Genomic DNA, 13,731 nt, shown 5'->3' with positions numbered 1-13,731 from the left:
ATGGTTTTGTAATTGGGGCCATGTAATTGGGGTCAGATACCAATTACATGGCCCCAATTACCAACCAGCTTTAGCCTACCCCCGCCAAATGCCTCTTCGCTAATTCGATATACCAATCCAAACAAGCAGGATTAGCCATGGCGTCCCGGTTCAACACTTTTTCCACCGGCTGACCGAGCATCAGCTTTTTAATCGGCAATTCTTGTTTTTTGCCTGACAAGGTGCGCGGAATTTCCGCCACCTGGAAGATGTCGTTGGGCACAAAACGCGGGCTCAGTGCGGTACGTATCGCGCCGTTCAACCGTGCACGCAATCCCTCGTCCAGCGCCAAGCCCGGGCGCAACACCACAAACAAAGGCATATAACTTTCTTTACCCAGGTATTCCAAATCCACCACCATGCTGTCTAACACCTCGGGCAAGGACTCAATGGCTCTGTACAACTCGCTGGTACCCATACGCAAACCATAGCGGTTGATAGTGGCGTCGCTGCGTCCGTATATGACGGCGCGGCCTTCAGAGGTGATTTTTAACCAGTCGCCGTGTCGCCAGACCGCACCCGCGTCTGCGCCAAGGTCGCCGCCGCCAGGTTGTCTGCCTTGGCCGGCAGGAAAAGTATCGAAATAACTGCCCAAATAGCGTTGGTTGTCTGTGTCGCCCCAGAAAAACGGCGGCATGCATGGCAGCGGTTGCGTCACCACCAGTTCTCCCACCTCGTCTATCACCGGTTTGCCTTGCTCATTCCACGCCTCCACACTGACACCTAAAAAACGGCATTGCATTTCTCCAGCCACCATAGGCAATTCACGGTGCCCGCCGACATACGCACCGGCATCCGTACCGCCTGAAATATTGCACCACCAAATGTCAGGTCGTTTGACACCAGCGTTGGCATACACCTGCTTGAATTGGTCACTGCCCCATTGCTGCACCTCGGCACTCAATGGCGACCCTGTGGTGCCCAAAGCGCGTACCGTGTGCAAGCCTGGCGTGTGACCGAGTTGCACATCTGCTTTCATGCAATTGGCAAAAAACGCAGCGCCGCCGCCAAAAAACGTCACGCCTTCAGCTGCGGCATAACGCCACAACACGCTCCAATCGGGTTTGTCTTTGGAGCCGCCCGGGTTACCGTCGTAAATCACGCAGGTGGTGCCGCTGAGCAAGCCGCTGAGTTGCGCGTTCCACATGATCCAACCGGTGGACGAATACCAGAGAAAACGTTCGCCCCAAGAGTTAGGCTCGTAACTACAGGCCACGTCGTAATGCAGGTTTTTATGTGTCAAACCATTGAGCATAGTGCCGCCATGGTCATGTACCAAGGGCTTGGGCAAACCGGTGGTACCGCTGGAATAGACGATCCACAAGGGATGATTGAAAGCTAACCACAGCGGAGTGAAAGCTTTGACCGCATCGTCATCGCGCTGCATGATGTGCGCCCAGTCTGCGCTGTCAGCAATGACCGGTTGATCGCCAAGGTTGCGGTAAATCACCACATGCTCGACGCTGGGCAAAGCGGCACGCAGTTCACTGACCACCGTGTGTCGCTCTAGGTCTTTGCCGCCATAGGTGACACCATCGACGGCGATCAACACCTTGGGGGTGATTTGCTTGAACCGGTCAACGACAGCGTTTGTGCCCATGTCAGGTGCGCACACGCTCCAAATGCCGCCTACGCTGACCACCGCTAAAAAAGCAATCATGGTTTCTGGAATATTCGGCATATATGCCGCCACGCGATCGCCGGGCTGCACGCCCTGCGCTTGCAAATGGAGCGACAAAGCAGCGGCCTGGCGTTTCAATTCGGGCCAACTCAGTTCGCGCCGCGCTCCATGCTCGTTGTTGCTGATGATGGCCGGCATGCAAGCGGCATGCGCAGGCTCCGCATGGCGCAACACTTGTTGCGCGTAGTTCACCTGTGCGCCTGGAAACCAACGCGCGCCCGGCATGGTGTTGCGCTCGAGCACCGCCGTGTGCTTGGTGGGCGACTGCAAATCCAGATAGTCCCATGCCGTTTGCCAAAAGCTTTCTATCTCTAAGACAGACCAGCGCCACATGGCTTGGTAATCTGCAAAATGCAATTGGCGATGCTCGGCCAGCCACTGCTGATACAAACGGATTTGCGGGACAAATGGAGGTGGAGCAGTTGCGGTGGTGTTCATAGGACGAGAGGTTATCAGCTACAGGTGATTTGGCGTTGTCGCCAAGGCCACTAAGATGAAGCATTGTTTTGAAAGAGTTTGATTGTCATGGCGATTTGGACCAAACCCATCAGTACTGAAATATTAACCTCCACCCACGTCGACACCGCAGCCGAACGCTTGGGCATTGAGTTCATGGAGATCGGCGCCGACTTCATCCGTGGACGCATCCCGGTAGATAAACGCACGCGTCAGCCCTACGGCGTGATTCATGGCGGCTCCAGTGTCATGTTGGCTGAGACATTAGGTTCATGCGGCGCTGATTATTCGACGCCCGTCGGGCACCGCATCGTTGGCCTTGACATCAACGCCAACCATATCCGAGGCGTTGCTGAAGGTTGGGTCAACGGCATCGCACGACCTGTACACATGGGTCGCAGCACACACGTCTGGCAAATCGATATGACCGATGACCAAGGGCGCACCAGTTGCGTGTCGCGCCTGACCTTGTCCGTGCTGGCGCCAAGGGTTTGAGGCTCGTGGTGTTTGAAGCACTCTCAGGCCAACCTATCTGCTTGATATTGTCATTTCTTCTCTCGAAGCGTTAAGTCACGCTTGGGCCCACCCATCCGTTAGAGGTTGGCGTTTCTGCATTTGAAGGCACGCTCCTACCATTTGAAAACTCGCTTTGGCCGACCCGTCCGGCGTGCTTTCTTTCTTCGCTTTCGCTCGAAAAAACGCCTCCGCCTGTTCGGCCTTCAGTGAATTTTTGGTTAAAGCGGGATTTCTATAACCGCAGAAATACTGTCTGAGAAATACTTCGAATGGACAAACGACATGGCGGGCGGGCCGACGCGAACGTTACCGCAGGCGGTGTGTGGCGACCGAGCCGGCATGGCGTGAATATGTCGCTCAATTAATTGGTATCTGACCCCAATTAAAAATTACTTGGAAGAAGCCGGCTTATCCCCTTCTGTCGAAGACTTGCTTTGCGCCGGCTGTTCCAGTCCACAAGTGCCTTTGAAAAACGCCCATTCCTCGCACACCACACCTGACGGCAAGGTACACATGCCTTGTTCGCCTTTGTCGGTATAGATTTTGGTCAGCTTTCCGCCCGCCTCCTGACAAGCCACAGCCGCCGGATTCGCCATGGCATACAAGCCCCTGTCTGCTGCAATCGCCACAGTCGATGAGCAGCACCCTAGCAACGCCACATTCAGCCAGATACGATGCCATTGGAGGCTTACCTGTCCTGGTTGCACTACCTGGCTTTGTTGACACCGATCCTGCTTCATACGTCTGAGGTTTTCATGCGTTCACTTTTCCAATACACATCATCTCCACCGTTCATGCGGTTGAGCACGCGCGCCAATACAAACATCAAATCACTCAAGCGGTTCAGGTATTGGCGCGGTGTGGGGTTCAAGGCTTCTTCGGCACCCAACGCCACCACGGCACGCTCTGCACGTCGCGCCACGGTACGGCACACATGGGCGAGCGCTGCGGCACGAGTGCCTGCTGGCAATATGAATTCCTGCAACTTAGGCAGCGCATCGTTATGGTCTGCCAAGGCGTTGTCCAACAACAGCAAGGCGTCTTTTTTCAGCAATTCGAAACCGGGAATACTGAGCTCACCCCCGACATTGAACAATTGATGCTGGACTTCGACCAGCAGCTCGCGCAAGGCAGGCGGCATGTCTTCACACAGCAACACGCCTATGTGTGAATTGAGTTCATCGACCTCACCCATGGCATGCACACGCAAACTGTTTTTGCTGACCCTGCGGTTGTCGCCGAGACCGGTGGTGCCATCGTCTCCGGTGCGGGTGGCTATTTGTGTGAGTCGGTTTCCCATGGTCGATGTCCTTTTGCTTGCTGACATTGTCTCAGTTGAACCAGAAGTCGGCTACGCTTGGGGTTTTATGAAAGTTTCAGCATGAGCGCGGCAATCAAAGCAGGTGTGATCGGTCTGGGGGCCATGGGCCGCGGTATGGCAGGCAGCCTGCGGCGCGCCGGCTATGAGGTTTATGTGTGTGATGCACGCCCCGGCGCGGCCGCAGCGTTTGCGAACGAAGGCGGGGTGGCATGTGAATCGCCTGCGGATGTGGCTGCTGCGTGTTCGGTGGTCGTCAGCGTGGTGGTCAATGCGGCACAAACCGAATCGGTTTTGTTCGGTGAGAAAGGCGCAGCCGCCGCCATGCAAGCCGGCAGCGTGTTCGTCATGTGCTCCACTGTCGACCCCAACTGGTCCATGGCGCTGGAAGCGCGTTTACATACTCTGGGTTTGCTTTACTTGGACGCGCCCATATCCGGCGGCGCAGCCAAAGCGGCCAGCGGTCAAATGACCATGATGACCTCAGGATCGCCTGCCGCTTATGCCCTATGCGAACCCATGCTCAATGCCATGGCTGCCTCTGTGTACAAACTGGGCGATCGCGCGGGCGCGGGCAGCAAGGTCAAAATCATTAACCAATTGCTGGCCGGCGTTCATATTGCGGCTGCGGCAGAAGCCATGGCGCTCGGACTGCGCGAAGGGGTAGATCCTGCCGCCTTGTACGAAGTGATCACCCACAGTGCGGGCAACAGTTGGATGTTTGAAAACCGCATGGCCCATGTACTGGCAGCAGACTACACCCCTTTGTCTGCGGTAGATATCTTTGTCAAGGACCTGGGACTGGTGCTGGACATGGCACGCGCCACTCAATTTCCGTTGCCGCTGTCCTCTACCGCTCACCAAATGTTCATGCAAGCCAGCACCGCTGGTTTTGCCAAGGAAGACGACAGCGCTGTCATCAAAATCTTTCCTGGTATCTCATTACCAGAAAAGCCCTGATTGTTTCCATCGCCGAGGCTTTGTGCTTGCTGACACTGGCTTGTTCATACAGCCTTTTTACGCGCGGGTTTACGCCTTGTGTTGACAAGGCTTGCTCTGCTTAAAATGTCACACCATAGGAGCAATTTGCCATGAACGCACCGACCACCGCCCAACATTTAATGCCCGTCATTGCCCTGCGCGATGTGCCGCAGGTCTTGATTGACTTACTCAAGGCGCATTTCGGCGATCGATGTTCCACTGCTTTGTCTGTGCGTGAACATCACGGTCGTGACGAATCCGCTTACACCACGGTGCCGCCGCCGGCCGCTGTAGTGTTTGCCGAAAGTACGGCTGATGTGGCATTTGCAGTGAAAAACGCCAGTGATTATTCGGTTCCCGTCATTCCCTTTGGCATTGGCTCATCTCTTGAAGGCCATTTGCTGGCTGTCCAAGGCGGCATTAGCATTGATGTCTCGCGCATGAAAAAAGTGCTCAGTATCAACCCTGAAGATTTGACTGTCACAGTGCAGCCAGGCGTGACCCGCAAACAATTGAACGAGGAAATCAAAAGCACCGGCCTGTTTTTTCCGATTGACCCGGGCGCAGACGCCAGCATCGGCGGCATGAGCGCCACCCGCGCCAGCGGCACCAATGCTGTTCGCTACGGCACCATGCGCGAAAACGTGCTTGGCTTGGAAGTGGTGACAGCCAGCGGTGAAGTCATTCGCACGGGCACGCGTGCACGCAAATCCTCCGCCGGCTACGACCTCACGCGCTTGATGGTCGGCAGCGAAGGCACACTGGGCGTCATCACGGAAATCACTTTAAAACTGTTTCCATTGCCTGAAGCTGTTTCTGCTGCCACCTGCTCTTTTCCTTCCATTGAAGCAGCGGTCCATACGACGATTCAAATCATTCAAATGGGCATTCCTATTGCGCGGGTTGAATTGATTGACACCAATGCGGTCCGCATGGTGAACGCGTATTCCAAAGTCAATCTGCCAGTTCAACCGATGTTGCTGATGGAGTTTCACGGCTCGCCTGCCAGCGTCAAGGAACAAGCCGAAACCGTGCAAGAGGTGTCTTCTGAATTCGGCGGCCAAGCTTTCGAATGGGCGACCACACCTGAAGACAGAACCCGTTTGTGGACCGCCAGACACAACACCTATTTCGCCGGCCTCACCAGCCGCCCAGGTTGTCGTGTGATCAGCACAGATACCTGTGTGCCGATCTCACGCTTGGCCGATTGCTTGTTAGATTCAATCGCCGAGGTAGATGCTTCCGGCATCCCTTATTTTTTGGTTGGCCATGTGGGCGATGGCAATTTCCATTTCGGCTACCTGATCGACCCGAACAGCGCCGAGGAGCGCGCCCAGGCAGAAACCCTGAACAACCAACTGGTCGCTCGTGCATTGTCCTTGGACGGCACTTGTACCGGCGAGCACGGCATAGGACTGCACAAAATGGAGTTTTTGGTGAACGAGGCAGGTGTGGGCGCTGTGTCCATGATGCGCACCATCAAACAAGCACTGGACCCGAAAAATATCATGAACCCAGGTAAGATTTTTTTAGACTAACGGTACTGGGTTTCTATATATTCAGGCTTGTGGCATAGGATCCGCTTACGCACACATCATGTGAGAAATGATGATCGTCAGATTGAGGCGTTTGCGCCGCGCTCAATCACCACGCTTGCGTCCAGCAAGCCGCTGGAGTGGTTCAAATCTGATTGTGAAATCAACACGGATAATTCACTTCCCTTGAGCTTGGAGATGACCTCGGAGAGTCTCATAGACAGTGCGGGTGCCACGCCTTCAAAGGGCTCATCCAACAGCAGCAAGCGCGTCCCCACCGCCAATGCCCGACCGAGTGCCACCAATTTTTGCTGGCCGCCCGACAACAGCAATGCGCGTCGTTGTGCCATTTCTTTGAGTTCAGGCAATACGTGGTAAACAAAGCCTAAGCGGTCTTCTAACTTCAAGCTTTTATGGACCCACAACGGAATCAATATGTTTTCCTCCACCGTCAACTCTGGCACCAGTCCTCTGTCCTCGGGCATATAGCCTATGCCCAATGCGGCTCGCGCATGTGCAGGCATTGTGCACAGGTCCTGAGCGTCAAATTGAATACCGCCTTCGCGCAGCGGCAAATGCCCCATGATGCTTCTTAAGGTACTGGTTTTTCCTGCGCCATTGCGTCCAACCAGCCCCACCATCTGCCCTTGTTGTACCGTCAAGGAAAAGCCGCGCAGCACTTGGGCTGAAGCAATATCTACATGGAGGTTTTTCAACTCAAGCATGTGCGGCCCCGATGGTTGTGTTGATTTCTCCTGTGACATACCGACGCACATCGGCATTGGCCAAAGCCACTGAGGGCGCGTCGTCTGCAATGATGCGTCCGCTGTAAAAAGCGATCACCCGGTCGCAATAACGGCTGACGATATCCATGTCATGTTCTACAAACAATGTGGTCAAGGCTTGTCCGTCCAGCGCCTGCATGACCGTGTCCATCATCGGAAACTTTTCTTCAGCCGCCACGCCGCTGGTAGGTTCGTCGAGTAATAACAAGCTTGGTTGGCCTGTCATCGCAAGTGCAATATCGAGCAATTTGCGCATACCGCCTGGCAACTCGGCCACCAAACGATGACGTTGATCCTGCAATCGAAAACGGGTCAACACCTGCTCTGCGCGCGCAATGGCTTGCGTTGTGCGTGCCGTTCGCCACAGCGATAAACGGTCATCGTGGCAGGCTTGTGCAACCAACACATTGTCCAGCACACTCAAGCTGGCATACAACTGCGGTATTTGAAACGAACGAGCCACGCCAAGACGCGTGATTTGCCGCGGAGTCATGGCTGTGATGGGCTGACCGGTAAATTCAATGTCCCCACTGTCTGGTTTGACGTAACCAGTGATCATGTTCACAAAGGTGGTTTTACCGGCACCGTTGCTGCCAATCAAACTCACACGCTCGCCAGAACGAACACTGACATGGATATCTTGGGCGGCGACAACGGCGCCAAATTGCTTGTTCAAGCCCTTGGCTTGCAATACAAAGGCTTCGCTGCTCATGCCGCATCCTTTTTATTCGGCCACAGCGACCCCAAGCCCATGGGTAAGAAGCGTATGACCAACAATAAAAACACGCCCAATGCCAACTGCCAGGTGCTGGGAAAATACGAACTTGAAAATGAACGTACCACTTCAAGCAAGACCGACGACAACATCACAGCCATCACACTTTGTGTGCCTGCCAGTATGGCAACGAACACAAATTCCCCTGAAGTGGTCCAGTAGCTGAAGTTGGGGTCAATATGACCGAGCGCCATCACCGCCAATGCGCCGCCGGTGCCGCCAAGAAAAGAGGCGAGCCAGAAATTGATCGCCATGTTGTGGCTGACAGAGCCGCCCATGTATTCGACCCGCAATTCGTTATCGCGTATGGCTTGAGTCACCAAACCCCTGGTGGATGAGAAATACACCTTGGCCGCCGTTGAAGCACAGACACTAAAAACCAAGGTAACCACGAACAACACGTAGCTGACCTGCTGATCTGGCAACGCTTGTCCGAGCAAACTGACCCGTCCCATATTGAAACCATCCGAACCGCCTAGGCTGTCGGTTTTCACCAAAATGCCATAGCCGACCATGGACATAGCCAAGGTCAACATGGAAAAGAAAATCCCTCGGTATCTGGCCAGCAAAGGACCAAAAGGTGCGGTTAACAAACAAGCGGCAATGCCACCGAGCATGGGTAACAACAAAGCGTCCTGCCAACCCCAATGGATGAACGCCAACGCCGCCGCATATCCACCGATGGCAGACATCAATCCCTGACCAAATGCCACCACACCGCCGCGCATCAACAACACAATACCTAAAGACACCAAACCATTGGCCATGGCCATGGTCAACATGAATTGCAACCAAGGGGGAAGCAACAAACCAACGCCGCCACCAACGATCAATATGCCGCACACGGTAATGAGTATGTTTTGCATCGATTTAAATTTTTCGCGCTTGTATGCGCTGAAACAAACCCTGAGGCCTGAACACCAACACCAAGGCCATCACCAAGTACACCGAAAATAATTCAGCCACAGGCACTAGATGCACGGCAAACGCACGCGCCAAACCGACAATCAAAGCACCGATGGCCGCACCCTCTATGCTGCCGAGTCCACCAATGATGACCACGGCAAAGGAAATAATGATGACACCCACAGACACGCCAGGTTGGACCGAAATCATGGGCGCAGTAAACGCGCCTCCCAGCGCTGCAAGAAAAATTCCTGCCGTGAAAGCGAGCATATAAACGCGTGAAACTTGTATGCCCATGCTGGCGGCTATTTCTGGACTGTGAATCACCGCTGTCACTATTTTTCCCGTACGGGTTCGGTTCAAACCCCACCAGAGTAGCAAGCCCACTGTCAGCGCCAACAGCACCAAAAACAAGTCATAGCCGACATAGCTTTGCTGTCCAATTTCTATATTGCCAAACAATGCATAGGGCTCAGAGACATAGTAAGGATTGGCACCCCAAATGAGTTTGGTGATGTCCTCGAGCATTAAAAACATCGCATAAGTGACCAAGACCAACAACACCTCATCTCGACCATAAAAAAATCTCAACACGCTTCGCTCTGTCACTGGGGCAACGCACATGGCCACCACCACCGCGGCGAACAGCATGGCCAACAAAGACCACTGCGGTTGGGAAGTAACGCCGTTCATCCACGCCACCGCCGAGGCTGCTGCATACGCACCCAGCGCATAAAAACTCCCATGCGCAATGTTCAATATCTTTAACACACCAAACACCAATGTCAGGCCCAGCGCGACAATGAAAAGCCAGGAGGCATAACTGATGCCATCAACCAGAATAGTCAATGCGAGTTGCATAAGTTCAGCAATCAGAATTCATGTTTTATTTCACTGCTTTTTTTGCTTTGTTGTTGGTGTCGGTAGCGGTAGTTGGTTTTTGATCGCATTTGGCACCCGCAAACCCCGACTTGAGCCATTCTTCGGATTTGATGTTCAAGGGCGGGTTGACGCATTCCGCGTCAAATCGCTGAATGTCTTCAAGCAATACCATCTTTTTCTCCTCACTCCATTGGGTGCGGCCGATGGCAGTGTCCTGAATAGCCTGCTGCCCATTGGACAATGCCATGCGAATCTTGCCTGCTGGCGACATCCATTCACTGCCACGCAATGAAGCTGCCAACACCTCGGTGGATGGTTTTTTTCCGTTGTTGGCTGCCATGGCTTTTTCTGCGGCCAGTTTCAAGCCCATGAGCGCCTGTGCCATGCGATAAGGCGCCTGCACCGGATACACATTATTGGCTTTGCTGTACAACTCCCACCACCAAGTATTCAACGGTGAAGGCGGCGCCATCAAACCATATGCGCCTCGCGCACCGATGATGGTGCCATCGGGCATTTTGTTTCCTAATGCAGGCAGCACATGGTCTGCTGCCGTCAACACGACTTGCGTCTTTTTAAACATGCCGCGTGGCGCTGACTGCAAAATAAAGGCTTGCAAATCGCCGCCCCACAAACTCGAATGAATCAGGTCCACCGGTTGAGACATGAGCGCAGAAATTTCAGTGCCATATTGACCCGCCCCAAATTTTGGCAATTGATCTACTGCTGGTTTGGCTTCAGGGTAAAGATTATTCATTGACAGAATAAAGTCTTTGCGCGAGTCTTGTCCCCAAGCGTAATCTTGGTTGATCAAGCTGAATGTTTTGACGGGTATTTTTCGCTCTTTCAAATACCTGGCCATGGCGACGTTGTCCATGGTGGCGTGCGCAGCGGTTCTGAACACATACCTGAAGGTGTTATCTTCAAAAATGCGCGGCGTGCCGCAGTCATACAAAATCAAAAATTTCTTCAATTCCTCTGCAACTGGCGCAACAGCCAAGCAATCTCCCGAGCCGACATATCCCACCACCACATCGACTTTCTCTCGCTCGTACAAATTGCGAAGCTCCTGCACTTGCTTGGTCGCGCCACCCGCTTCGTCCACATAAATCGCCTCGATGGGCATACCGCCGATTCCGGGTTTGTTGTACGGGGCAGGGGCTTGGCCTTTGTTGAAAGCATCCACCAAAACTTTGGCCCCGTTGACAGCAGGTATGCCAAAGCTTTCTGCTGCTTGGCCCGAAAGAAAGCTGACGATACCGATCTTGAACGTTTCCTGTGCAAAGCTATGTGTTGCAATCGCCAGCGTAAAAGCGGCAGTGCAGCAGCGCAATGCTGTCAGAGTATGGGGGATTGGCATGGGTTGTCTCCACAGTGAGTCATTGATAAAAACATGTTTTTTTCGCCTGTCCATCAAGCATACACTTTGACTGAATATACAGTCACGCGTTACGCCTTATTTGGGTTGCAATTTTTCAATCAAACCATTGAGGGATTCGATAGAGCCAAATGCTATCGAGAGTTCGCCTGCTTGATCGATTTTTCCGTTACTTTTGGTTTGTTTTTTGATGCGTATTTCCACTTGCGCCGTCAATAAGTCAGACAACTCTTCTTCCAGTCGCTTGATATCTCGTGATTTTTCTTTTGTCGGTTTTTGCGTCACCAGGGAGAAATCTGCGCCAATTTTTTTCACCAAGTTTTCAGCTTCTCGGACGGATAATTTTTTGGCATTGATCTGGTTCGCGGCAGTGATTTGTGCCGCTTTGTCCAAGCTCAGCAATGCGCGCGCGTGGCCCATGTCAATATCGCCTGCCACCAACATGGTTTGAACGGGCTCAGCCAAATTCAACAGGCGCAGCAAATTGCTCGCGGCACTGCGTGAACGTCCGACCGCTTGCGCGGCTTGCTCATGGGTGAGTCCAAACTCCTTGATCAAGCGTTGTATGCCAATGGCTTCTTCCAATGGATTGAGATCTTCGCGTTGCATGTTTTCTATCAACGCCATGGCCGCGGCATTTTGATCACTGACATCGCGGACCAATACCGGTACTTGTGTCAAACCAGCCAGTCTGGCCGCGCGAAAACGTCTTTCACCGGCAATGATTTCATATCCACCGCTGGCTATTTTTCTGACCAAAATAGGTTGCATGATGCCTTGCGATTTGATGCTTTCTGCCAACTCATACAACGCGCCTTCGTCCATGCGCTTGCGCGGTTGGTATACACCGGCCACCATCTGATCCAAATTCAATACGGTAGGCGTTGCATCAGCGCCGGCATGGGGCACTATTTCGCTGGCCGTAGGACCCAATAAGGCTTCCAGTCCACGCCCTAATCCTTTAATTTTTTTGGTAACCATTTTTTCTTTGTATTTAAAAAATCAAACCTGCTGAAAACGTTGCACCAGTTCTTTGGCGAAATCGATAAAGGCCAGACTGCCTTTGGCGGCGGGATCAAACACCACGCCCGGCAAACCATAACTCGGCGCTTCAGCCAGTCGCACATTGCGGGGGATCAATGTATTGAATACCTTGTCTGCAAAATGCGCCTTCAATTGGTCGCTGACTTGCTGTTGCAAAGTGATTCTCGGGTCAAACATGACGCGCAATAAACCGATGATCTTCAAGTCTTTGTTTAAATTGGCGTGAACCTGTTTGATCGTGTTGACCAAATCTGTCAAGCCCTCAAGGGCAAAATATTCGCACTGCATGGGAACAATGACACCATGGGCCGCACATAAACCGTTGAGGGTCAGCAATGAAAGTGACGGCGGGCAATCAATCAGCACGATGTCATAGTCATGCACGACTTCGGCAATCGCATTTTTCAACCGTTTTTCCCTGTGTTCTAGATTCACCAACTCTACCTCTGCGCCTGCTAGATCACGGTTTGAACCGAGTACATGGTAGGTGGGCATATTCGGTTTGGCAGCCGCTTCTCCCCATACGCTAGAGACCCGCGCCTGAGCCAGCGCGGTTTCGCCCAACAACACCTCATACACCGATTGCTGTAGTTGACGCTTGTCTACACCCGAGCCCATGGTGGCATTGCCTTGCGGGTCAAGGTCAATCATCAATACGCGCTGCCCTATCAGTGCAAGCGCGGCCGCGAGGTTGACGGTGGTAGTTGTTTTGCCAACCCCGCCTTTTTGATTTGCAATGCAAAAAATATGAGCCATGTGATGTTTATTTCTGTAAAACCAAACGCAAACCAAAACCCAACAAAACCAGACCTGCCATTTTTTGCAAGTATTGTCCTAAGCGCGGATGACGGCGCATAGAACCAGACAATTTCGAAGCAAGCAAGGTCAGCCCCACACCATATAAAAATGTCAATGCAGCGACAGTGACCGCCATGACCGCAAAAGTCAGCAATCCAGGCTGCTGAAGCGGGTCTAGAAACAAAGGCAAAAATGCCATATAAAAAATAATAGCCTTGGGGTTTAACAGCGTGATCCAGAGGGTTTGTCTGAAAAACCGTCCCGATGACATGTCTAAGATTGGCGCATCAGAAGGAGAAGATTTGATCATTTGCCATCCTAAATAGGCCAAATATATTGCCCCGAGCCATTGCAAAAGACCAAACCAAAGCGCAGAAGCTTTCAAAATTGCAGCCAGACCGGCCACAGCAGCCCACATCAAGACTTGATCGCCTGCGATCACACCTAAGGTAGCACTGATACCGCCGCGCTTACCTCCTGTCGCCGTGGAAGTCAGTAATGCCAAATTACCCGGGCCAGGAATAGCCAAAAAAATGATCACTGCACCAACAAACGCTGGATAATCCAAAATACCAAACATTAACTGTAGCCTTGAACCAGGTTTTGGGATGTAGAGTGTAACCGCCATACAGGCAGA

14 protein-coding genes are annotated in these 13,731 nt (G+C 52.9%); 3 read left to right on the top strand and 11 right to left on the bottom strand.

What is annotated here, in order from left to right; translation table 11 throughout:
- Positions 1-70: 70 nt before the first annotated feature.
- On the bottom strand, positions 71-2,158 hold the full coding sequence (locus tag AC9UG7_RS06360) for an acetoacetate--CoA ligase (protein WP_509585726.1): 2,088 nt from the start codon (positions 2,156-2,158) through the stop codon (positions 71-73).
- A gap of 87 nt (positions 2,159-2,245) precedes the next feature.
- Between AC9UG7_RS06360 and AC9UG7_RS06355 the strand changes: the two genes are divergently transcribed.
- On the top strand, positions 2,246-2,671 hold the full coding sequence (locus AC9UG7_RS06355; RefSeq protein WP_509585724.1) for a hotdog fold thioesterase: 426 nt from the start codon (positions 2,246-2,248) through the stop codon (positions 2,669-2,671).
- Positions 2,672-3,081: 410 nt separating this feature from the next.
- On the opposite strand, the gene AC9UG7_RS06350 is transcribed toward AC9UG7_RS06355, so the two are convergent.
- A complete protein-coding gene (locus AC9UG7_RS06350) occupies positions 3,082-3,432 on the bottom strand; it encodes a putative hemolysin (RefSeq protein ID WP_509585722.1) in 351 nt (116 codons plus the stop codon).
- Positions 3,429-3,992 carry a cob(I)yrinic acid a,c-diamide adenosyltransferase gene (locus AC9UG7_RS06345; RefSeq protein WP_509585720.1) on the bottom strand — a complete coding sequence of 188 codons (564 nt, stop codon included), beginning with the start codon at positions 3,990-3,992 and terminating at the stop codon, positions 3,429-3,431. The genes AC9UG7_RS06350 and AC9UG7_RS06345 overlap by 4 nt, the downstream gene beginning before the upstream one ends.
- Positions 3,993-4,073: 81 nt before the next feature.
- Between AC9UG7_RS06345 and ltnD the strand changes: the two genes are divergently transcribed.
- Positions 4,074-4,970 carry an L-threonate dehydrogenase gene (gene ltnD, locus AC9UG7_RS06340; RefSeq protein ID WP_509585718.1) on the top strand — a complete coding sequence of 299 codons (897 nt, stop codon included), beginning with the start codon at positions 4,074-4,076 and terminating at the stop codon, positions 4,968-4,970.
- A 131-nt stretch (positions 4,971-5,101) separates the two neighbouring features.
- Complete coding sequence (locus AC9UG7_RS06335; RefSeq protein WP_509585716.1) at positions 5,102-6,529, top strand: FAD-binding oxidoreductase; 1,428 nt, start codon at positions 5,102-5,104, stop codon at positions 6,527-6,529.
- A 77-nt stretch (positions 6,530-6,606) separates the two neighbouring features.
- Here the strand turns inward: AC9UG7_RS06335 and AC9UG7_RS06330 are convergent, their stop codons facing one another.
- The 8 genes from AC9UG7_RS06330 to AC9UG7_RS06295 all read right to left on the bottom strand — a co-directional run bounded on the left by AC9UG7_RS06330 (position 6,607) and on the right by AC9UG7_RS06295 (position 13,674).
- Positions 6,607-7,251 carry an ABC transporter ATP-binding protein gene (locus AC9UG7_RS06330; protein ID WP_509585714.1) on the bottom strand — a complete coding sequence of 215 codons (645 nt, stop codon included), beginning with the start codon at positions 7,249-7,251 and terminating at the stop codon, positions 6,607-6,609.
- Positions 7,244-8,023, bottom strand: coding sequence for an ABC transporter ATP-binding protein (locus tag AC9UG7_RS06325; protein ID WP_509585712.1), 780 nt, complete (start codon positions 8,021-8,023; stop codon positions 7,244-7,246). The genes AC9UG7_RS06330 and AC9UG7_RS06325 overlap by 8 nt, the downstream gene beginning before the upstream one ends.
- The gene (locus AC9UG7_RS06320; protein ID WP_509585710.1) at positions 8,020-8,952 is read right to left on the bottom strand and encodes a branched-chain amino acid ABC transporter permease; all 933 of its coding nucleotides are present in this window, start codon (positions 8,950-8,952) and stop codon (positions 8,020-8,022) included. Before AC9UG7_RS06320 ends, AC9UG7_RS06325 begins: the two co-directional genes overlap by 4 nt.
- Before the next feature lie 4 nt (positions 8,953-8,956).
- Positions 8,957-9,853 (bottom strand): branched-chain amino acid ABC transporter permease, encoded by an 897-nt coding sequence (locus tag AC9UG7_RS06315; protein ID WP_509585708.1) that lies wholly within the window; start codon positions 9,851-9,853, stop codon positions 8,957-8,959.
- A 25-nt stretch (positions 9,854-9,878) separates the two neighbouring features.
- On the bottom strand, positions 9,879-11,234 hold the full coding sequence (locus AC9UG7_RS06310) for an ABC transporter substrate-binding protein (protein ID WP_509585706.1): 1,356 nt from the start codon (positions 11,232-11,234) through the stop codon (positions 9,879-9,881).
- Positions 11,235-11,330: 96 nt separating this feature from the next.
- Positions 11,331-12,233, bottom strand: coding sequence for a ParB/RepB/Spo0J family partition protein (locus AC9UG7_RS06305; protein ID WP_509585704.1), 903 nt, complete (start codon positions 12,231-12,233; stop codon positions 11,331-11,333).
- Between the two features lie 21 nt (positions 12,234-12,254).
- On the bottom strand, positions 12,255-13,052 hold the full coding sequence (locus AC9UG7_RS06300; RefSeq protein ID WP_509585702.1) for a ParA family protein: 798 nt from the start codon (positions 13,050-13,052) through the stop codon (positions 12,255-12,257).
- A 7-nt stretch (positions 13,053-13,059) separates the two neighbouring features.
- Positions 13,060-13,674, bottom strand: coding sequence for a LysE family translocator (locus AC9UG7_RS06295; protein ID WP_509585780.1), 615 nt, complete (start codon positions 13,672-13,674; stop codon positions 13,060-13,062).
- Positions 13,675-13,731: the final 57 nt, after the last annotated feature.

This window comes from Limnohabitans sp. (genome assembly GCF_046052765.1).
In the GTDB taxonomy this organism is placed as follows: domain Bacteria; phylum Pseudomonadota; class Gammaproteobacteria; order Burkholderiales; family Burkholderiaceae_C; genus Limnohabitans.
The sequence above is the reverse complement of the archived record's forward strand: the minus strand, read 5'-3'. Positions and strand labels throughout refer to the sequence as shown.

What these genes read in the sequence shown, in the direction of transcription:
- AC9UG7_RS06360 (WP_509585726.1), bottom strand. Translation starts at nt 2,158, where the DNA reads ATGAACACCACCGCAACTGCTCCACCTCCATTTGTCCCGCAAATCCGT.
- AC9UG7_RS06355 (WP_509585724.1), top strand. Translation starts at nt 2,246, where the DNA reads ATGGCGATTTGGACCAAACCCATCAGTACTGAAATATTAACCTCCACC.
- AC9UG7_RS06350 (WP_509585722.1), bottom strand. Translation starts at nt 3,432, where the DNA reads ATGAAGCAGGATCGGTGTCAACAAAGCCAGGTAGTGCAACCAGGACAG.
- AC9UG7_RS06345 (WP_509585720.1), bottom strand. Translation starts at nt 3,992, where the DNA reads ATGGGAAACCGACTCACACAAATAGCCACCCGCACCGGAGACGATGGC.
- ltnD (WP_509585718.1), top strand. Translation starts at nt 4,074, where the DNA reads ATGAGCGCGGCAATCAAAGCAGGTGTGATCGGTCTGGGGGCCATGGGC.
- AC9UG7_RS06335 (WP_509585716.1), top strand. Translation starts at nt 5,102, where the DNA reads ATGAACGCACCGACCACCGCCCAACATTTAATGCCCGTCATTGCCCTG.
- AC9UG7_RS06330 (WP_509585714.1), bottom strand. Translation starts at nt 7,251, where the DNA reads ATGCTTGAGTTGAAAAACCTCCATGTAGATATTGCTTCAGCCCAAGTG.
- AC9UG7_RS06325 (WP_509585712.1), bottom strand. Translation starts at nt 8,023, where the DNA reads ATGAGCAGCGAAGCCTTTGTATTGCAAGCCAAGGGCTTGAACAAGCAA.
- AC9UG7_RS06320 (WP_509585710.1), bottom strand. Translation starts at nt 8,952, where the DNA reads ATGCAAAACATACTCATTACCGTGTGCGGCATATTGATCGTTGGTGGC.
- AC9UG7_RS06315 (WP_509585708.1), bottom strand. Translation starts at nt 9,853, where the DNA reads ATGCAACTCGCATTGACTATTCTGGTTGATGGCATCAGTTATGCCTCC.
- AC9UG7_RS06310 (WP_509585706.1), bottom strand. Translation starts at nt 11,234, where the DNA reads ATGCCAATCCCCCATACTCTGACAGCATTGCGCTGCTGCACTGCCGCT.
- AC9UG7_RS06305 (WP_509585704.1), bottom strand. Translation starts at nt 12,233, where the DNA reads ATGGTTACCAAAAAAATTAAAGGATTAGGGCGTGGACTGGAAGCCTTA.
- AC9UG7_RS06300 (WP_509585702.1), bottom strand. Translation starts at nt 13,052, where the DNA reads ATGGCTCATATTTTTTGCATTGCAAATCAAAAAGGCGGGGTTGGCAAA.
- AC9UG7_RS06295 (WP_509585780.1), bottom strand. Translation starts at nt 13,674, where the DNA reads ATGTTTGGTATTTTGGATTATCCAGCGTTTGTTGGTGCAGTGATCATT.